At 71.0% G+C, this 18,618-nt stretch carries 18 protein-coding genes; 10 read left to right on the top strand and 8 right to left on the bottom strand.

From position 1 onward, the window contains the following. Window positions 1-198: 198 nt before the first annotated feature. Complete coding sequence (locus IT293_19765; protein MCC6766900.1) at window positions 199-2,157, top strand: ABC-F family ATP-binding cassette domain-containing protein; 1,959 nt, start codon at window positions 199-201, stop codon at window positions 2,155-2,157. 4 nt (window positions 2,158-2,161) lie between these two features. Here the strand turns inward: IT293_19765 and IT293_19770 are convergent, their stop codons facing one another. The 6 genes from IT293_19770 to IT293_19795 all read right to left on the bottom strand — a co-directional run bounded on the left by IT293_19770 (window position 2,162) and on the right by IT293_19795 (window position 7,788). Beyond that, window positions 2,162-3,175 (bottom strand): transglutaminase domain-containing protein, encoded by a 1,014-nt coding sequence (locus tag IT293_19770; protein ID MCC6766901.1) that lies wholly within the window; start codon window positions 3,173-3,175, stop codon window positions 2,162-2,164. Between the two features lie 72 nt (window positions 3,176-3,247). Next, a complete protein-coding gene (locus IT293_19775) occupies window positions 3,248-4,420 on the bottom strand; it encodes a methyltransferase domain-containing protein (protein MCC6766902.1) in 1,173 nt (390 codons plus the stop codon). A 56-nt stretch (window positions 4,421-4,476) separates the two neighbouring features. Continuing rightward, complete coding sequence (gene eutC / locus IT293_19780) at window positions 4,477-5,328, bottom strand: ethanolamine ammonia-lyase subunit EutC (protein MCC6766903.1); 852 nt, start codon at window positions 5,326-5,328, stop codon at window positions 4,477-4,479. After that, window positions 5,325-6,713, bottom strand: coding sequence for an ethanolamine ammonia-lyase subunit EutB (locus IT293_19785; protein ID MCC6766904.1), 1,389 nt, complete (start codon window positions 6,711-6,713; stop codon window positions 5,325-5,327). Before IT293_19785 ends, eutC begins: the two co-directional genes overlap by 4 nt. Window positions 6,714-6,760: 47 nt before the next feature. Continuing rightward, window positions 6,761-7,372 (bottom strand): redoxin domain-containing protein, encoded by a 612-nt coding sequence (locus IT293_19790; GenBank protein ID MCC6766905.1) that lies wholly within the window; start codon window positions 7,370-7,372, stop codon window positions 6,761-6,763. Continuing rightward, window positions 7,369-7,788 (bottom strand): hypothetical protein, encoded by a 420-nt coding sequence (locus tag IT293_19795; protein MCC6766906.1) that lies wholly within the window; start codon window positions 7,786-7,788, stop codon window positions 7,369-7,371. Before IT293_19795 ends, IT293_19790 begins: the two co-directional genes overlap by 4 nt. 124 nt (window positions 7,789-7,912) lie before the next feature. Here IT293_19795 and IT293_19800 point away from each other — a divergent pair, with 124 nt between their 5' ends. After that, entirely contained in the window at window positions 7,913-8,398 is a 486-nt protein-coding gene (locus tag IT293_19800) for a hypothetical protein (GenBank protein ID MCC6766907.1), read from the top strand. Between the two features lie 14 nt (window positions 8,399-8,412). Here the strand turns inward: IT293_19800 and IT293_19805 are convergent, their stop codons facing one another. Together IT293_19805 and IT293_19810 are read right to left on the bottom strand one after the other, a co-directional pair. Next, complete coding sequence (locus IT293_19805; GenBank protein ID MCC6766908.1) at window positions 8,413-8,913, bottom strand: PDZ domain-containing protein; 501 nt, start codon at window positions 8,911-8,913, stop codon at window positions 8,413-8,415. 75 nt (window positions 8,914-8,988) lie between these two features. After that, window positions 8,989-10,134 carry an acyltransferase family protein gene (locus IT293_19810; GenBank protein MCC6766909.1) on the bottom strand — a complete coding sequence of 382 codons (1,146 nt, stop codon included), beginning with the start codon at window positions 10,132-10,134 and terminating at the stop codon, window positions 8,989-8,991. 132 nt (window positions 10,135-10,266) lie between these two features. Here IT293_19810 and IT293_19815 point away from each other — a divergent pair, with 132 nt between their 5' ends. The 8 genes from IT293_19815 to IT293_19850 all read left to right on the top strand — a co-directional run. Continuing rightward, a complete protein-coding gene (locus IT293_19815) occupies window positions 10,267-11,388 on the top strand; it encodes a glycosyltransferase (GenBank protein MCC6766910.1) in 1,122 nt (373 codons plus the stop codon). Between the two features lie 11 nt (window positions 11,389-11,399). Further along, window positions 11,400-13,328: an asparagine synthase (glutamine-hydrolyzing) gene (gene asnB / locus IT293_19820; GenBank protein ID MCC6766911.1), complete on the top strand. Its 1,929-nt coding sequence runs from the start codon at window positions 11,400-11,402 to the stop codon at window positions 13,326-13,328. A gap of 10 nt (window positions 13,329-13,338) precedes the next feature. Continuing rightward, a complete protein-coding gene (locus IT293_19825; GenBank protein ID MCC6766912.1) occupies window positions 13,339-14,484 on the top strand; it encodes a glycosyltransferase in 1,146 nt (381 codons plus the stop codon). After that, the gene (locus IT293_19830) at window positions 14,481-15,446 is read left to right on the top strand and encodes a polysaccharide deacetylase family protein (GenBank protein MCC6766913.1); all 966 of its coding nucleotides are present in this window, start codon (window positions 14,481-14,483) and stop codon (window positions 15,444-15,446) included. Before IT293_19825 ends, IT293_19830 begins: the two co-directional genes overlap by 4 nt. Before the next feature lie 67 nt (window positions 15,447-15,513). Continuing rightward, a complete protein-coding gene (locus IT293_19835) occupies window positions 15,514-15,810 on the top strand; it encodes a hypothetical protein (protein ID MCC6766914.1) in 297 nt (98 codons plus the stop codon). Window positions 15,811-15,975: 165 nt separating this feature from the next. Then, window positions 15,976-16,251, top strand: coding sequence for a hypothetical protein (locus tag IT293_19840; GenBank protein ID MCC6766915.1), 276 nt, complete (start codon window positions 15,976-15,978; stop codon window positions 16,249-16,251). A 261-nt stretch (window positions 16,252-16,512) separates the two neighbouring features. Continuing rightward, entirely contained in the window at window positions 16,513-17,244 is a 732-nt protein-coding gene (locus IT293_19845) for a HAMP domain-containing histidine kinase (protein MCC6766916.1), read from the top strand. Between the two features lie 20 nt (window positions 17,245-17,264). Beyond that, window positions 17,265-18,618 (top strand): sigma-54-dependent Fis family transcriptional regulator (locus IT293_19850; GenBank protein ID MCC6766917.1); only part of this gene is annotated, 1,354 nt, incomplete at its 3' end.

Here is an 18,618-nt window from a genome sequence, read left to right on the forward strand (position 1 = left end):
CAGCTGCACCTCTGGTAGCAGCGCCCTTCAGGGCGCTCACAGGGCCGCTCGTGAGCGGCCAACATTCCAGCCGCTTTGAGCGGCTCACTCTTCAAATTCCCCCGGCTTTGCCGGGGGATCATTAACGCTCGCGGCGAACGGACGCGACTCCGGGCGGCGTCGCTGGCAGGGCGGGGCCTCTGCCGGTACAAAGGTCGGATGCTCACGATCGCGAACGTCACCAAGGCCTTCCGGGGGCAGAAGATCCTCGACGGGGTGAATTGGTTCGCGCCCGAGCGTACCTGCATCGGTCTCACCGGAATGAACGGGGCGGGGAAGTCGACCTTGCTCCGCATGATCGCGGGTCAGATGGAGCCGGACGGCGGTGAGATCGTCCTCCCGAAGGGCACGACCGTCGGCTATCTCCCGCAGGAGGTGGTCGGAGTCTCGGGCCGGACCGTCATGGCGGAGGCACTCGACGCGTTCGCGGACCAGCACGCGCTCGAGGCCGAGTGCCGGCGGCTCGAGGACGCCCTGGCGCAGGCGCCGACGACCGGACCCGAGCACGACACGTTGATGGCGGCCTATCACGACGTGCGCGAGCGCTTCGACGCTTCGGCGCGCTACGACCTCGAAGCCGAGACCGAGCGCGTGCTGAACGGCCTCGGGTTCCGCAACGAGGACTTCGGCCGCGACGTCGGAACCTTCAGCGGCGGCTGGCAGATGCGGCTCGCGCTCGCGAAGCTCCTCCTGCGTCGCCCGCGGGTGCTCCTCCTCGACGAGCCGACCAACCACCTCGACCTCGAGGCGCGCACCTGGCTCGAGGAGTTCCTGGCGTCGTGCGAGTCCCTCGTCATCCTCGTCGCGCACGATCGCTACTTCCTCGACGTTTGCGTGCAGCGCATCACCGAAGTCTCGCGCGGCCGTCTCACCGACTACACGTGCAACTACACGCGTTACCTGGAGCAGCGCGAGGAGCGGCGGACCCAGGAGGCCGCCGCGTACGCCGAGCAGCAGGAGGAGATCGAGCGCGTCGAGGCGTTCATCCGGCGCTTCCGCTACCAGGCCTCGAAGGCGACCCAGGTGCAGAGCCGCGTGAAGCAGCTCGAGAAGATGGAGCGGCTCGCACCGCCCGACGGACACGAGCGGCGGGTGACGATCCGCCTGCCGGAGCCGCCGCGGAGCGGCCGCATCGTCGTCGGCGTGGAGGGGGCAGTGAAGCGGTACGACGATCTCGAAGTGTACGGCGGCGTCGACGTGGCGATCGAGCGCGGTACGAAGGTCGCGCTGGTCGGTCCGAACGGGGCCGGAAAATCGACGCTCCTCAAGATGCTGGCGGGCGTCGAGCCGCTCACCGACGGGAAGCGCACGGCGGGCCACAACGTGCGGCTCGCGTACTTCGCGCAGGACCAATCGGCGGTGCTCGACCCGACGAAGACCGTGCTCGAGGAGATGATGGCGGTGACGCCCGTCGAGATGGTGCCGCGGGTGCGCGACCTCCTCGGCGCCTTCCTCTTCAGCGGCGACTCGGTGGAGAAGCCGGTGCGCGTGCTCTCCGGCGGGGAGCGGAATCGCCTGGCGTTGGCGAAGCTCCTCATCGCGCCGGCCAACTGCCTCCTCCTCGACGAGCCGACGAACCACCTCGACCTCACCGCCAAGGAGGTGCTGCTCGAGGCGCTGCTGGCGTACGAGGGAACGGTCGTGCTGGTCGCGCACGATCGCTACATCCTCGATCATCTTCCGAGTGAGATCCTGGAGGTTGGCCACGGCGAGGCCGTTCGCTACCTCGGGAACTACGAGGAGTATCTCACCCGGAAGGCGGGTGGGACGGTGGCGCCGACGGCGAAGCCGAAGACGCTCGCCCCGGCGGCGGCCCCGGAGGACGCGGAGGCCGGACCGTCGCGCGGGGCCGAGCGCGCCGTACGCGAGGCCGAGCGCACGGCGCGTGACGCCGAGCGCAAGGCCGCCCGCGCGGCGGAGAAGCGCGCCAAGGAGGCGGCGAGCGTCGAGAGCTCGATCGCGACGAAGGAGGCGGAGCTCGCCGAGCTCTCGGGGGTGATGAACGACCCCGACTTCTACCAGACGCACCCGAACCCGCAGGCGGCGTTCTCGACCTACGCGCGTCTGAAGCGCGAGGTCGAGGGTCTCTACGAGAAGCTCGAGCGCCTGAGCGCCTGAGCCGTCAGGCGGGCGGCGGTCCGTAGAACGCGTCGGGGGTCGGGACGCGGACGAGGAAGTCCTCCCAGTCGGGCATCGTCGGCACGGCGATCACGAGGGAGCCCTGCACGTGATTTCCCTCGGGATGCCACCACGGGAGAGGACGCGAGCGCCAGTCGTTCCGACGCGGGAAGGATACGTGGCTGTAGTAGTTGAGGAGCCGGACGGCGAAGCGCTCGCCTTTGTGCTGGTTGCGCTCGCGGTCCCAGCGGGTCCAATCGCGATCCGTGAAGATGCGGCGCAGGAAGTCGCGCGGTCCGGCTTCGAGGTCGGCACGGTAGATGTTGTGGGGGCTCTCGCGCCAATGGACGCGCACCGCGTCGACGGCGCCGCGCGCCCAGAGGGCGTGGAGCTCGAGCGCGTGTTGCGGGATGCCGTCGACGGTGAACCAGGCGTCGTAGTCCGGGTCGAGCACGAGCCACTTCCCGACGTGGCTCGACCACACCTCGGTCACTACGTGGCTGTCGTGCGGCGTGAGGCGGAGCTCGACCCGGCGGGCGTGACCCCCGAGGGCCGTCACGGCCTGGACCAGCAGCGGAGCGATCGTGCCGCAGAGATACCCGTCGTCCGCGCCGCGGCGGGCGAGCAGCGCCGCGCCGTCGAACGCCTGCGCATCGGGCGCGGCGGCGTTCGGACGATGCGGAAAGCGGTCCCGCGCCCAGTGCATGAGGCGCACCCAGCGCTCGAAGTCGTTGCCCGCGCCGCGGACGACGGCGTCGAGGTCGTACCGTTCGCGGAGCGCGCGGAGGGCCTCGGAGCGCTCGAACGCGAAGCCGTGCCAGGTTTCGGCGGCCGGTCGGGGGTGCAGCCCGAGCACGCGCTGGCCGATCGGGATCAGGAAGCGGAACGCCAGGCGCTCGAGACGGAGGCGGGGATACGGCGCGCGCGCCACCGAGATCGCGAGCGCGACGACGAGCGCGACGACCACGGCGAGGACGTAGAGGAGCGTGCGCACGGGGACGAGTCGGGGCCTATACACCGGCCGCGCCGAGTGCGGCTAGGAGTCGGCGGCCCGGATCGATTTCGACCGAGCATCGTGGGCCGTCACGCGTCAGCTCGGTGAAGGACGATCGTCGTGCCGTGCCGGTCCGTTCGCGTCCGGATGCGGGCGGCGCGCGGCTTCGGGGCGCGGTGTGCGGCGACCGGAGGCGCGCCAGCCCCGTCGATCCGTGTCCTCTACGCGAATGTCGGACAGGCCGGCTGTCCGGAGCCACTGCTCCAGCTCCTGGCGATCGTGGAAGTGCGTGATCGGCGTCGAGAGGCGGTCGTGCACGCCGGCGACCCGCGCCTTCCAGCCGTGGTCGACGTAGTCGCCGAGCGGCAGCCGATCGACGACGCGGCCGAGCGCGAGCCCGCGCAGGAAACGGAGCGGCTCCCAGTAGAGGGCCGACAGGACGGCCGCGACCGTCTGTGACGCGCGCAGCCGCGCGGACCCCGACAGCGAGCGTGTGACGGCGTGGAGCGCGCGCATGTGCGATAGGCGATACGTGAAGCGCATGCCGCGGTAGCCGTAGACCCAGATCGCGATCAGGCCGCCGTCCGGGTGCGCGAAGTCGACGAGGCTGCGGAAGCCCGCGGACGGATCGGGCATGTGGTGCAGCACGCCGAACGACCACACGACGTCGAAGGCGGCGTCGCGCAGCGGTCGCTCGTGGACGTTCGCCTGGAGCACGTGGCAGTTCGGCCGACCGCCGAGGTTGCGATACGCGACTTCCACGCCCCCGGAGAGGTCGATGCCCACGACCTCGGCGCCCTGCTCGGCGGCGACCAGCAAGTGCCGGCCGAATCCGCACCCGACGTCGAGGATGCGCTGTCCGCGGAGCGCCTCGAGCGTGAGCGCGTCGCCGAGGTTGCGCTGCAGATTGCGGCGCCACTGCTCGGCGAGCGCGGGACCCGGGAGATCGAGATCGAGCCGCTGGCGGGTGAAGCTCTCGAGCGTGTCGGCGAGAGGATCGTCGCCCGCCGCGTCCGCGTCGAGGAATTGCGGATGGGTCGCGAAGAACTGCGGGTGTCGCCGACGAACGCGCGCGAGGAGCGCGGGGCCGAGGAGGCGCGGCACGCCCGCGACGACGGGGTACGCCGCGGCGCACGGACCGCAGCGGAGCGCGCCGTCGAGGATCTCGGGCTCGGCGCCGCTGGAGGATGCGGCTTCGCGATAGACGTCGAGGGAGAAGCGTTCGCGACAGCGCGGGCAGACGACCAGATCGAGGAGCGTGCGCTGCACGGTGTCGTGCGCTACGGAGATTCGTCGTGGCAGTCAAGGCGCCTGTGGGCGAACCCTCACGTCGCGCGCGGCCGCGGGCGCGCGCCTGACGCTGCTGCACGATCGCCGCGGCGAACACGGCCGCTCGCGTTCTCACGCAGGCGCGTCGGTGCTCCCGAGCCTGCGTGCGCGCCCGGCGCGTCGCCCGCGCCGGTGGCGGCGAGGGCCGCCGCGAGCGCGGCGCCGCTCGCCTCGTGCGCGAGGCACGTGTCGACGAGATCGGCGATTCGGCGAGCGGCCGCGGCCGGCGCGAGGCCGCCGTCGTGGATGTTCGAGATCAACGTGCGATCGGGCTCGGTCGACGCGCGTGTCGGCCGGTGGATGACGTACGCCGAGAGGCTCGTCGCGGTCGCGAGGCCGGGTCGCTCGCCGACGATCGCGCAGCAGACCTCGGGACGCAGCACGTGCCCGATCTCGTCCTGGATGCGCACGCGCCCGTTGCGGACGAAGATCGGCGTTCCGAGCCGCCGGCGTCGCCCGGCGAGCTCGCGGACGAGCGCTCGCAGCAGCGCTCCTGCATGAGCGACGACGGCCGCGGACGACAAGCCGTCGATGACGAGGATCTGGACCTCCGGACGCTTCCGACAGCGCGCGAGACGCGCACGGGCGCTCGGGGCGAGCGTGCGTCCGAGGCCGGGATCGCGGAGGTACGCCGCCCGCGATCCGGCCGCGGTCCCGAGCTCGACGAGACCGAGCTTCTTCACCACCGCGGGCGGCACCTCGGTGAAGACGGCGTCGCGCGCACGCCCGTGGTCGGCGAGGAAGCGAAGGTAGGAGGCCGTCGTGAGCCGGGGACCGCTCCGCCCGATGGCGAGGCGCGCCGGCGTTTTGGCGAGCAGGCGCGCGAGGGCGGCCGATGGCGTGCTCATGGGGCGAGGAACACGGCCGGGTCGCCGGCGCGCCTGGTGAGGCGTCCGTCTTCCATGAGCCCGCGCTCCACGAGCCAGGCTTCGAACTCGGGTGCCGGACGCAGGCCGAGCAGTTGCCGCAACGTCGCGCCGTCGTGATAGCTGGTGCACTGGTAGCTCAACATCACGTCGTCGCCGGCGGGAACGCCCATGAAATAGTTGCAGCCGGCGGTCGCGAGCAGCGTGGCGAGGACGTCGCAGTCGTTCTGATCGGCCTCGGCGTGGTTGGTATAGCAGGCGTCGGCGCCGAGCGGGACGCCGAGCAGCTTGCCCATGAAATGATCCTCGATCCCCGCGCGCACGATCTGGCGTCCGTCGGCCAGGTACTCGGGTCCGATGAACCCGACGACGGTATTCACCAGGAATGGGTCGTAGCGGCGCGCGAGGCCGTAGCAGCGCGCTTCGAGGGTCACCTGGTCGGCGCCGCCGTGGGCGCCGGCCGAGAGCTCCGATCCTTGGCCGGTCTCGAAGTACATGAGCTGCGTCGGGTTCGCCCGGCCGCTGCGGGCGCGGAGCGTCGAGCGCTCGCGGATCATCGCGCTCGCCTCGTCGAGCATCGCGACGGACGTTCCGAAGCTCGCGACCGCGGCCTCCGTGCCGGCCAGGCTCTGGAAGAGAATGTCCATCGGTGCGCCGCGCTCGAGCGCGCGCATCTGCGTCGCGACGTGGGCGAGCACGCAGTTCTGCGTCGGGACGGCGAGCCGCGCGATCACGTCGCGGGTCAGCTCGAGGAGCTTCGTGACGTTCGGCACGTCGTCGATGCACGGGTTGATGCCGATCAGGGCGTCGCCGGCGCCGTACGCGAGGCCCTCGTAGATCGAGGCCGTGATTCCGTCGGGGTCGTCGCTCGGATGATTGGGTTGGAGCCTGGTGCTCAAGCGGCCGGGGAGCCCGACCGTCGTACGCGCCCGCGTCGTGACCGGCAGGCGGCGCGCGGCGTAGACCAGGTCGAGATTCGAGCAAAGCTTCGCGACGGCGGCCGCCATCTCGGCCGTGAGGCCGCGGCTCACGCGCCGTATCGCGTCCGTCGTCGTCTCGTCGGCGAGCAGCCAGTCGCGCAGCTCGCCGACGCTCCACCCCCGGATTTCGCGATGGATCGCCTCGTCGACGCCGGCGTCGATGACGCGGCTCACCTCGTCCTCGTCGAGCGGCGCTACCGGGTGGGCGCGCAGGTCGCCGAGGGTGAGCTCCGCGAGCACGAGCTTGGCGGCGGCGCGCTCCTCGTGCGAGCGGGCGGCGATGCCGGCCCGCTCGTCGCCGGCCTTGGGCTCGTTCGCGCGCGCGAGCACCTCGCGGACGGAGCCGAACCGGTGGCTCCGTCCGTGCAGGCGCACCGCGAGTCGCATGGGCGCGGTCTACCGCACGCCGGACGGGGAGTCGAGGTGACGCCGCGCTAGCCCGCCGGCGCGGCGGCCGCGTCGAGCAGTGCCGAGACGTCGGCCCACGCGCCGGGGTTCCTGCGGACGTCGCGCACGCGGACGCGGCCGTCGGGGCCGAGCACGAACGTCGCGGGGAGCGCGGCGGGCGCGCCGTCCGGCGCCGGCGTCGCGAGCCCGAGCCGGTCGATCAACCCCGCGTCGTCGACCAACACGAAGAACGGCAACGTCCGGTCGCGGACGAAGGCGAGGCTTCGCGGCGTCGCTTGCGCGGCGGGGACGACGATCGCGACGCGTACGTCGCGGCGCGCGCCGACGGTCTCGGCGAGATCGAGGAGATGCGCTTTGGTGGGCGGCGACCAATCGAGCGTCGGCACGATGACGATCACCCCGATGCTCCCCGCGAGCTGCTCGCGGCCGACCGGCACGCCGCTCACGTCGCGCAGCGAGAAGGCCGGGAACTCCGCTCCGATCGGGGGGCCTGCGTCGGGGCGCTCGTCGCGTGCGGCGAGCTCGGGCCCGTAGCAGCCGCCGATCCGGATCGTCACGCCGAGAAGGTAGACGCAGAGGAGGGTGACACCGATGCGGCCCGCGAAAGCGGGCGGTTGGCGCGGGGCGTCGGCGCTCATGCGGACGGGGGCGGGGGTACGCGCGGCGGGCGGAGCCAGACGAAGCCGAGCGCGAGCACGAGGAACAGGGCCGACTCGAGACGTAGCTGGGCGCCTGTCTGGCGGTACTCACCGGAGTACCACGCAAGGAGACGCAGGATCGCGCCGAGCACGAGGCCGACCGTCGTCGCCGTCGCGACCCCGGGGTGCAGGGTCGGGGCGCGGACCGCCGCGAACAGCGCGACGGCCCAGACGATCAGCGCCGAGCCGGCGACGCCGAGAAGATAGTAACCCCAGAAGTCGGTGTCGAAGAGCGGGCGTGCGAACACCTGGAAGAGCGCGCGGTCGATGAATCCGCAGACGAAGACGAGTCCGAACAGGAAGAAGCTGCACGCGGTCACCGCGGCGAGGGCGCGATACGCGAGATGCCGGGGCATGGGGCGGCGCGTCTCCTCGCAGAGGGGATGCGGGCTGTCAACGGCCCCGCCCGCGCGCGTGGCGTGGCGGCGCGGCGCCGTGTAAGGAAGCCGCCGGCGCCGACGCGGCGCCAAGGAGGACGCTGTGCGCGGCGAACGACGATGCGAGCGAGGATGCCTCACCGGGGAGAGTCTCATCGAGACCGTCGACGGTCCGGTCGCGATCGGCGGCCTCGTGGGAAAATCGATCACGGTGATGACGCGACTGCCGAACGGCCGGATCGGCTTCCGCCTCTTTTCGAAGATCGCGGTCGCCGCGACGGCGGTGCCGATTCTGCGCGTCACCTTCGACAACGATCAGTCGGTGGAGGTCGACCACGGCCATGTCTTCTACGCGCGCGACGGCGTCGAGCGCCCGGTCGGGTCGCTCGCGCCCGGCGACCTGCTCGACAGCAGCGCGTACTATCCGCAGGGGTACGTCTTCCTTCGTAAGGACGGGACGACCCAGGTCTCGGCAGGTGCCGTCGCGGTCGCGACGATCGAGTCCGCGGGCGTCGCCGACGTCTTCGGCGGGATCGTCAACGAGACGGGCTCGTACTTCCTGACGGCCGGCGTCCGCTGCAAGGCGTAGTCGGAGGAGGCCGATCAGGGACGACAGGGCGGGACGGCGACCTTCGCGGCGGGCGCGAGATCGGTCGCCGGTATGGCCGCCTTGCCGGGGCGCGCGGCGCGGCCGGTCGCGTTCCAGAGCTCGCTCGGTGCGACGCGCGTGATGGTGACGTCGCGTGGCCGGTCGCCGGTCGCGATGACCAGCGCCACCGAGGCGTCGATCGGACCGCGCAGGCGCCGCGCCGCGTCGCCGATCGACATGTTCTCGGTCGGCGTGCCTTCGATCTCGAGAATGCGATCCCCGGGATGGATGCCGGCGGCCGCCGCCGGGCCGTCGGGAACGACGCGATCCACGACGAGCTCCTGGCCGCCGCCCGCGATCGCGTGGCGGTCGAGCGACATGCCGATGATGCCGATGCCGCTCGCGCGCCCGTGAGCTTGCGGGGCGGGGCATGCCCGGAGTGACGGCTGCAAGGACTTCGCACACGCCGCGCCACCGAGCGTGAGCACGACGACCAAGGCCAGATGACTCCGCATCGTTCGTCTCCCTCTCGGGCTGCAAGGCCGGCGGAAGGCTTCCCGACGGCCGCGTGTCGTCCGCAGGCGGAGCCCTTATAGGAAGATTCCGCTGCGTTTGGCGAGCAGGGCCCGGACGCCTTCCGCGACGGCGTCGCGGACGCGACCGGTGAGCTCGGCGACGCGGTCGTCCTCGGAGCGGCCGTCCGGGGGCGGCGGGGCGATCGGCGTGCCGAAGTGCATCGTCCACTTGGTGGGCAAGGGCAGCGCGCCGGCGACGCCGCACAGCGGAAAGGTCGGGGTGACGGGAATCCAGGGAATGCCGACGAGCCGTCCGGCGCGGTAGAGGCGCGCGACGACCGGGTAGGCCTCTTCGGCGCCCACGATCGCGACCGGCACGACGGGACTCGCGGTACGGATGCTGAGGCGCGCCGCTCCGGTCCTGAAGGGTCGCAGCCGGTAGCGCTCCGTGCAGTGCTTCTCGACGCCCGCGATGCCCTCGGGAAACAAGCCGACCAGCTCGCCGCGCCGGAGCAGCCGTTCGGCGTTCGCCAGCGAGGCCGTGACGCCGCCGAGGCGGCGATAGACGCCGCCGACGAGGGGCAGCGCGTCGACGAACTTGTCGTACAGCACGCGCAGGCGGCGCTCCGCGCGCAGCTCGAGCGCCGTTGCCATCATGAACGCGTCGGCCGGGACGGCTCCCGAGTGGTTCGCGACCACGAGCGCGCGCCCGGCCGGGAGCCGTTCGAGCCCGCTCACCTCGGTGCGCCAGTACCGCTCGAACATGAAGCGGAGCACGGGCAGGGCGCGCGCGCGAAACGCCGGATCGATGCCGAAGGGGTCGGGCCCGGCGTCGAGCGGGGGCGCGGCCGCGCGCGGGGAGGGCGGTGGGGCGACCGGGGCGTCGACGCCGCCGACCGGCCTGGTCAGCACCGCGACCTCGTGGCTCCCGAGGTCGCCGAGCGTCGCCACGAGCGCCGCCGCGGTCGCGTCGGCCACGTAGCGCAGCTCCACCGTCACCGGCACCCGATGGCGGAGGCGGAGCGCCAGCGACTCGCGGCGCACCCGCGCGATCGCCGACTCGTCGAGCTCGGCGACGAAGGTCAACGTCGGGTGGTCACCGACGCTCGGATAGATGCTCGCGGCGAGGAGACCGAGCGCGCGCCGAGCCGGCGCGCGCTCGGTCGTCGCCGCGTCCGCCGTGGCGCCGGCCGTCGGCGGTGGACCGGAGCGAGTGAGCATGCGACCTCCTCATGGTCCGCGCCACCTCTCGCGTTGTCAACGCGGTTTCGCGTCCGGTTTTCGAGCTTGCGTCCGCACCCGACCGTCGATATTCGGGTGGGCCGTTCCGACTGCGTCGGCGCCGACGAAATCGTGACGAACCCCCGAGCCCGACGTCCCGTGTTGTTCGTACTGCCGACCCTCGGAGGCGGCGCGGCGCGGGTCGTGATCACGCTGCTGCGTCACCTCGATCGGACGCGGTTCGAGCCCCACCTCGTGGTCTTCTATACGTTCTACGGTTTCTGGTTCCGCTCCGAGGTGCCCGAGGATGTCGTCATGCACGTGCTCGAAGCAAAGCGCGCGCGCAATGCCATGCCGAAGCTCGTGCACCTCCTCTGGCGGGTGCGGCCGGCCGTCGTGGTCGCGACCCAGGGCTACATCAATTTTCTGCTGTTGCTCGCCCGCCCGGTGTTGCCGAAGTGCGCGCTCGTCATCCGCGAGGTGATCGGCGAACGGTACATGGAGCACAATCGCTATCGGGATCTGCTCTATCGGTGGTATCTCCGTCTGGTGCGCGGGGCCGATCGCATCGTCACCCAGACCCAGGCCGTCGCCGAGCAGCTCACCGCGGCGATCACCCCGCGCCCGGGGCAGGTCGAGTGCATCCACAACCCGGTCGACGCGGAGCGGCTCGCGACGGCCGCGGCGCGCGCGACGTCGCCCTTCACCGGGCCCGGGCCGCACGTGCTCGCCATGGGGCGGCTCACCTACCAGAAGGGCTTCGATCTCCTGCTCGAAGCGCTCGCCCGAGTGCGCGCGGCCGGCGTGCCGGCGCGCCTCACGATCGTCGGCGTCGGCGAGCTCGAGGCCGACCTCGGAGCGCGGGCCGCGACGCTCGGTGTCGCGGGCGCAGTCGATCTGGTCGGGTTCCAGGAGGAGCCGGAGCGCTTCTTCGCGCATGCGGACGTGTTCGTGCTGTCGTCGCGCTACGAGGGCATGCCGAACGTGGTGCTCGAGGCGTTGGCGTGCGGTTTGCCGATCGTCGCCTTCGACTGCCCACACGGCGTGCGCGAGATCGTGCGCGACGGCGTGAACGGGCGCTTGCTGCCGCCCGAGGACCTCGGCGCGTTGACCGCGGCGCTGCTCGACCTCTTGCGCGATCAGCCGGCGCGCGCGCGCCTGCGTGCCGCGGCGGCGGCCTCGATCCGATCCTTCACCGCGCCCGTCGTGAGCGCGCGCTGGAACGCCATCTTCGCCGAGTTGACGGGAGCCTGAGGGCTTCGGCCATGTGCGGCATCTGCGGCATCGTCGAGTTCCACGACGGCCGGCCGATCGCGCCGGAGCTCGTGACCCGCATGCGGGACGCGATGATCAACCGCGGGCCCGACGACGCCGACACCAAGATCCTGCCGCACGTCGCCCTCGCACACCGGCGGCTCAGCATCATCGACCTGTCACCGCGCGGACGCCAGCCGATGAGCAACGAGGACGGCTCGGTGTGGCTCGTGTTCAACGGCGAGATCTACGACTTCGAGACGCTGCGCGCCGAGCTCGCCGCCGCGGGGCACCGCTTCTCGAGCGACTCCGATTCCGACGTGCTCGTGCACGGCTACGAGGAATGGGGCATCCAGGGCCTCCTCGATCGCATCAACGGCATGTTCGCGTTCGCGATCTGGGACGCGCCCCGGCGGACGCTCCATCTCGCGCGCGATCGTCTCGGCAAGAAGCCGCTCTTCTACGGGTGGCGCGACGGCCGCTTCCTCTTTGCGTCGGAGCTGAAGGCGCTCTGGACGGCCGACCCCGGCGGCTGGCGCGTACGGCCCGATTCCGTCGCCCGCTTCCTCTATTGGACCTACCTGCCGGGACGCGAGACGATCTACACCGACGCCTACCAGCTCCTGCCGGGGCACGTGCTGACGGTGACGCCCGAGGGCCAGCGCGAGGAGCGCTACTGGCGCCTGTCGTTCGCTCGGAAGGTGCGGGAGCCGGAGGCGGATCTCGTCGCCGCTGCGGATCGGGTGGTGTCGGCGGCGGTGCGCCGGCGTCTCCGGAGCGACGTGCCGCTCGGCGCGTTCCTGAGCGGCGGCGTCGACAGCGGCATCGTCGTGAGCTGCATGGCGGAGAGTGCGGGACAGGTCGTGCGCACGTTTTCCATGGGCACCGGGGACGCCGCGCACGACGAGCGCCGCCACGCGCGCCGGATCGCGGAGCACTGCCGCACGGCGCATACCGAGTTCGAGGTCACGGCGGATGCGTGGGGAATCCTGCCGCGACTCGTGTGGGAGTTCGGGCAGCCCTTCGGCGACGAGGCCTGCATCCCGACCTACTACGTGGCGCACGCCGCACGGCAGCACGTGACGGTCGCGCTCACGGGCGACGGCGGCGACGAGTCGTTCGCGGGTTATAGCCAGCATCTCGGGCGTTATCTCGGGGCGGCGGTCGGGCGCGTCGTGCCGCAAACGCTCCTCGAGCGCTGGCGCCGGTCGAACACGGCGCTCCTCGACGCGGGCGATCGGGGCTGGCGCGCGTCGGCGGCGCGCTTCCTGCGCTACGCGCAGGCGGATCCGCTCGTGCGCTGGGCCGGCGCGACGACGTGGTCGCTGCACCACCTGCCCGGGCTCTGGTCGGCGCCGCATCGCGGGCTCGCAGACCGCGACGTGCTGCTCGGCTACGCCCTCGAGGCGGCGGCCGACTTCGACGGCGACTCGGCGCTCGATCGGGCGTTGCACCACGACCTCACCGTTCTCTTGCCTTTCGGCTACAATCCGAAGGTGGACGTCGCGACGATGATGAGCAGCCTCGAGGCGCGTTGCCCCTTCCAGGATCGTGAGGTCGTGGAGTGGGCGGCGACCGTCCCGGCCCACGCCAAGCTGAAGCCGTGGGAATCGAAGGCGCTGCTGAAGAAGGTCGCGGCGCGGCGCCTCCCGCGCGAGGTGGTGTACCGGCCGAAGCACGGCTTCTCGATTCCGCACGACGCCTGGTTCCGCGGCGCGTGGAGCGCACCGGCGCACGCGATCGTCTTCTCGGACGAGGCGCGGAGCCGCGGGCTCTTCGATTTCGACTACCTGGAGCGCCTGTGGCGCGCCCACGCGTCGGGCGCGGCTCGCCACGGCACTCGCTTCTGGCTGTTGCTGTGGCTCGAGTTGTGGTTCCGAACCTTCGTCGACGGCACCTTCGGTCCGGATCACGCGATGCCCGCGCTCGCGGTGGGTTGAGCCTTCGGCCATGCGCATCTGCTACATCGTCCACTCGCAGAGCCACTTCGCGGCACCCTACATCGACCACTTCGCGCGTCTCGGGCACGAGATCCACCTCATCAGCTTCACGCGCGACCCCCTGCCGAACGCGGTGAACCATCACCCGCTGCCGCACGATTGCGACCCGACGAAGAGCCCGGCCGCCTACGTGCGCGCGATCCCTCGGGTTCGGCGCCTCGTGCGCGCCATCGCGCCCGACCTGGTCCACGCGCACTTCCTGACCAGTAACGGGCTCGTGGCGACCGCGAGCGGATTCCATCCGCTCGTCGTGAGCGCGCGCGGCAGCGACGTGCACAACTCGCTGGACGCGCGCGCGCGTCGCGCGCTGATCCGGTGGGTCGTGCAGCGCGCGGACCTCGTGAACCCGGTGTCCGCCGAGCTGACGGCGAAGATCGCGACGCTCGGGGTGCCGGCGGAGAAGATCCTCTGTCTTTCGCAGGGCATCGAGGCCGAGCGCTTCGCGGCGCCGCGCGCGCCGCGGCGCGTGGACGGCGCCGTGCGGATCGTCTGCACGCGCAAGCTGCATCGTCCGTATCAACCGGCGATCATCGTCGCGGCGCTCGCGCGCCTGGCTGCGGCCGGGCTCGCGTTCGAGATGACGTTCGCCGCCGGCGGCCGCGACCTTGCGGCGCTGCGCGCGGAGGTCGCCGCACGCGGCTTCGCGGACCGCGTGCGCTTTCTCGACGGCTATCGGCCCGAGGCGCTCCCGGGGCTCCTCGCCGAGTCCGACGTCTACGTGTCGGCGTCGCTCTGGGACGGGACCAGCCCGGCGCTCCTCGAAGCCATGGCGGCCGGCGTGTATCCCGTGGTGACGGACTGCCCGGCGAACCGCGAGTGGCTCGATGGGTCGGGAGACGGCCTGCTCTTTCCCCCCGACGACGTCTCGGCGCTCGCGGCGGCGCTCGAGCGCGCCGTACGCTCCCCGGAGGCGTGGCCGGCGGCCGCCGAGCGCAATCGGATGCTGGTGCGGGCCCGTGCCGATCGCGACACCAATCTCGATGTGCTCGGCGGGCACTACGAGCGCCTCGTCGGCGAGGCCGGTCGCCGGGTCGGACGGGTGCGCGTCGCCGGCGGCGGGGCGGCCTCGGTCGTGCCGGCGCACGGCGCCGGGTGAGCGCGATGGCGGGCGTGGCCGGCGCGCTTCGCGCTGTCACCGCGCGGATGGTGAGCGCCGTCGGCGCGTATCGGCCGCTCGAGCACGCCGTCGGAGGCGCGCGCGGCGGTTTCGTGCTGGCGTACCACAACCTTGCGGCGGCGCGGTTCGCCGCGCAGATCGCGGCGCTCGCGCCGAGCCGTCCGATTGCGCTCGACGAACTCGTCGAGCGGCACGCGCGCGGCGCGCCGACGCGCGGGCTCTTCGCGATCACGTTCGATGACGGGGTCGGCGAGACCGTGCGTGAGATCGCGGCGGCGGCCACGGCTGCGCAATGGCCGGTGACGTTCTACCTGCCGACCGGCTACCTCGAGGCGCCCGGAGGCATGCCGTTCCAATGGCTGCGCGCGATCGAGCGACAGGCGCCGCCCGTGGTGATCGAGGCGGCGGGCGAGACGTTCGACTTCCGGCCGCCGGGCGCGATCCGCGCCTTCGCGCGCGCGACGACGGAGATCATGTACACCCGGCCGTGGACCGCCTACGGGCCGCGGCTGCGCGCGCTCGCCGACGCGCTCGTCGGACGCGGGCTCGTGGCGCCCGAGACGCTCGCCGCGCCGCCCGCGATCACCTGGCCGGAGGTCGAGGCGCTCGCGCGTGCGGGCGTCGTGTCGTTCGAGAGCCACGGCATCACGCACACGGCCGTTGCGGCGCTCACGGACGATGGCCTCGAACACGAGCTCGCGGAGAGTCGGCGCATCATCGCGGAGCACACGGGGCGGGAGTGCCGCCACTTCTGTTACCCGTACGGCGGCGCGGCGAGCATCGGGGCCGTGGCGCCGTCGCGCGTCGCTCGGTACTACCGCTCCGCGACGACGATGACGCGCGGACGCCTCGGACGGCACGCGCTCGAGTTGCTGCCGCGCGTGCCGGTCTATCCGCACGACGACGCTGCGCTCGTTCGCCTCAAGGTGCTGACGGCGTAGCGAACGCCCGACACGTAGCGAAGGCCCGATTGACGGACTACGGGCCGCCGATGGTAGTGGTCGCGGTGTGGGCGACGAGCTGCGGCGATGGGCCGAGGACGTCCTGCGCTACTACGGCGACCTCGACCGGCGCGTCGCGACGACCGGGCTGGACGGTATCGTGGGTCTGCTCACCGTCTCCCAGCACGTCGCGAGTGCGCTGCAGGTCTTCGAGCCGCAGGAGCTTGACCGGCCCGTGCGGGAGCTACGCAGCCTGCTCGAACGGCTCGTGCGCATCGACTCCGAGCTGCGGCGCGTGCGCGCCCTCAAGGCCCGGATCGGCGGCGACGAGGCGCCGCACGCGATCGAGTCGGAGCGTTGCTGACGGCCCCCGAGGGGCTGCAAGGGAGGTTGGACGTTCGTGCAGGTGTGCACGAGCCGATGTGCGGTATGTCATTGCCAACACACTTGAATCATTAGCGAATTTGCCTCGTCAGCGACCTGGGATGGCACTGGAATTGCTTTCCCCACGCGGAAGGAGCCCATTGGCGTGACGCAGGAAATCCGAGAACTCATCGACCGCATCCTCTCCTCCTACGACGAGATCGACGCCCGCTTCACGTCCGCAGGTGGTCTCGGCAGCATCCTGAGCCTCTACGAGCAGGTGCGCCGCGAACTCGAACGTGTGTCCTTCCAGGAGCTCGATCGCATGACGGGCGAGATCAAGAACGTGATCGAGGCCCTGCTCACGATCGACTACGAGCTCCGCAAGGTTCAGAACCTGAAGCTCGTGTTCGAATCCCGCGGCGGGCAAGGCAGCCAGTAGATCGTCGGGGCTGTCGCGCCCCGCGGGGGGGACGATCGCCGCCGTTGCGCGCATCGGCGCCCCATCGGCGGCGGCGATGCCGCATCGTTGCGACAGGCCTCGACCCGCTCGTGACGCGGCATCTCATCGAAATCACGAAAAGTTTGCGGGAGTGTCGCAGAATTTCACGGGTTGAAAGCCTACTGCTCGGCAAGTAGACTCGCCTCGTTGCGCCGGCTCTTGCAAGGCCGCAAGCGATCCAGATTGGCGCAGTCCCCACGCATGACCGCCCACCGCGATCGATCACAGAACCTCGCGTCGCCGGATGCCGCGCTGCCGTCGCGTCCGGAGACGCGGACCGAGCACGGGAGTCTCGTGGTCGTGCAGGAGCGCGTCCTCGCCGACATCGCGCACGAGCTCGGGAACTTCTTCCACAAGCTCTACTACTGGTCGGATTTCATCAAGACCGACGGCGAGACGGCGAAGAAGGCGGATTCGACCGCGGGGCACATGCTCGAACGCACGATCGCCAACCTCGAGGAGTTCTTGAAGGTCGCGCTCGAGTATTTCCATCCGATCACGCTCAACTTCACGAAGGTGCCGGTCGGCGAGCTGCTCGACGGCTTCTTGGTGCACCTGGGGTCGCATCTGAACGGCAATGCCGTCGAGGTCCGCCGCGACCAGATCGATCCGCCGGCGACGATCCTGGTCGACCCGACGCGTATTTCGCAGGCGTTCCGCATCGCGCTGCACCACGTGCACGAGGACCTGAAGCTCGGCGGAGCGCTCACGGTGACGCTCGGGACGGCGAGGCGCCGCGACTTCGAGGGGCTCGAGATGCGCCTCGACGTCGAGCCGACGACGCCCGCGTCGCCGCTCTTCCGCGGCGCGGAAGCCGGGGTGGAGTGGGCGGTCGCACAGAAACTGATCGAGCTGCACGGCGGCGAGATCGTCGAGCGCTACGAGGCCAACGGCCGCAAGGCGGTGACGATCTTCCTGCCGCTCTACGTTTAGGAATCCGGGAGCATCGCACTATGGATACGCGTATTCTCATCGTCGACGACGACCCCCTGATCTGTCGCCAGCTCGAGGACCTCTACACCTCGCAGCAGTATCTCGTGAGCAGCGCCGGCAACGCCTCCGAGGCGCTCCGTCTGCTCGGCGAGCACGACTTCTCGCTGGCGGTCGTCGATCTCCGCATTCCGGGCACGGACGGGATCGGCCTCACGCGTGAGATCAAGGAGCACTGGCCCGATCTCGACGTGATCATGATCACCGGCTACGCCAGCATCAAGGGCGCCGTCGAGGCCATCAAGCAGGGCGCGAGCGACTACATCACCAAGCCCTTCCAGAAGGAGGAGATCCTCCTCGCGACCGAGAAGGTGCTCGAGAAGCGTCGCCTGCTCGACGAGATCAACTACCTGCGCAACCAGCTCTCGAATCGCTACTCCTTCGCCAACATCGTGAGCCGCAATCGCGTCATGCACGAGATCTTCGAGTCGATCGAAGTGCTCGCGCAGAACGACGCGACGGTGCTGATCACGGGCGAGTCCGGCACCGGCAAGGAGCTCGTCGCCCGCGCCGTGCACTTCCAGGGCAAGCGCAAGTCGGGTCGGTTCGTCGCCATCAACTGCGCGGCCTTTCCGGACACGCTGCTCGAGAGCGAGCTCTTCGGCTACGAGCGCGGCGCGTTCACCGGCGCGGTGCACGATCGCGTCGGCAAGATCGAGCTCTCGAGCGGGGGCACGCTCTTCCTCGACGAAATCGAGAGCATCACGCTCAACATGCAGCTGAAGCTCCTGCGCGTGCTCGAGGAGCGCGAGGTCGAGCGGCTCGGCGGCAATCGCAAGGTCAAGGTCAACATGCGCGTCATTGCGGCCACCAACGTCGAGCTCACCGAGCTCGTGGCCGACGGTCGCATGCGCGAGGACTTCTTCTATCGCATCAACGTCGTGCCGATCCGCATTCCGCCGCTCCGCGATCGCATCGAGGACATTCCGCTCCTGGTGAGCGAGTTCCTTCGCAACAGCGAGATGGCCCGCGAGCGCGGCATCACGCGCGTGTCGAACAAGGCGCTGTCGGAGCTCATGGGCTTCCACTGGCCCGGCAACGTACGCGAGCTCGGCAACGTGCTCGAGCGCGCGATCCTGCGGACGACCGGTCCGGTGATCCGCGAGGTCGACCTCCCCGGCGCCGGCAAGCGCAAGGACATCGAGTCGCTGCGGCGCACGTACGACTACGAGGTGCCGCTGAAGGAGTACCTGCGGCGCGCGGAGAAGGACTATCTCAGCCACGTGCTGAAGAAGAATCGCGGCAGCATCAACCTGAGCGCGAAGCACGCGCTGGTCGACGCGGCGACGCTGCATCGCAAGATGAAGCTGCACACGC

The organism is Deltaproteobacteria bacterium (genome assembly GCA_020848745.1).
Classification (GTDB): Bacteria; Desulfobacterota; Binatia; order UTPRO1; family UTPRO1; genus UTPRO1.

Bases quoted from the DNA above. Each gene is read 5' to 3' on its own strand.
- IT293_19765 (MCC6766900.1), top strand. From the start codon at position 199: ATGCTCACGATCGCGAACGTCACCAAGGCCTTCCGGGGGCAGAAGATC.
- eutC (MCC6766903.1), bottom strand. From the start codon at position 5,328: ATGAGCACGCCATCGGCCGCCCTCGCGCGCCTGCTCGCCAAAACGCCG.
- IT293_19785 (MCC6766904.1), bottom strand. From the start codon at position 6,713: ATGCGACTCGCGGTGCGCCTGCACGGACGGAGCCACCGGTTCGGCTCC.
- IT293_19790 (MCC6766905.1), bottom strand. From the start codon at position 7,372: ATGAGCGCCGACGCCCCGCGCCAACCGCCCGCTTTCGCGGGCCGCATC.
- IT293_19795 (MCC6766906.1), bottom strand. From the start codon at position 7,788: ATGCCCCGGCATCTCGCGTATCGCGCCCTCGCCGCGGTGACCGCGTGC.
- IT293_19805 (MCC6766908.1), bottom strand. From the start codon at position 8,913: ATGCGGAGTCATCTGGCCTTGGTCGTCGTGCTCACGCTCGGTGGCGCG.
- IT293_19810 (MCC6766909.1), bottom strand. From the start codon at position 10,134: ATGCTCACTCGCTCCGGTCCACCGCCGACGGCCGGCGCCACGGCGGAC.
- asnB (MCC6766911.1), top strand. From the start codon at position 11,400: ATGTGCGGCATCTGCGGCATCGTCGAGTTCCACGACGGCCGGCCGATC.
- IT293_19825 (MCC6766912.1), top strand. From the start codon at position 13,339: ATGCGCATCTGCTACATCGTCCACTCGCAGAGCCACTTCGCGGCACCC.
- IT293_19845 (MCC6766916.1), top strand. From the start codon at position 16,513: ATGACCGCCCACCGCGATCGATCACAGAACCTCGCGTCGCCGGATGCC.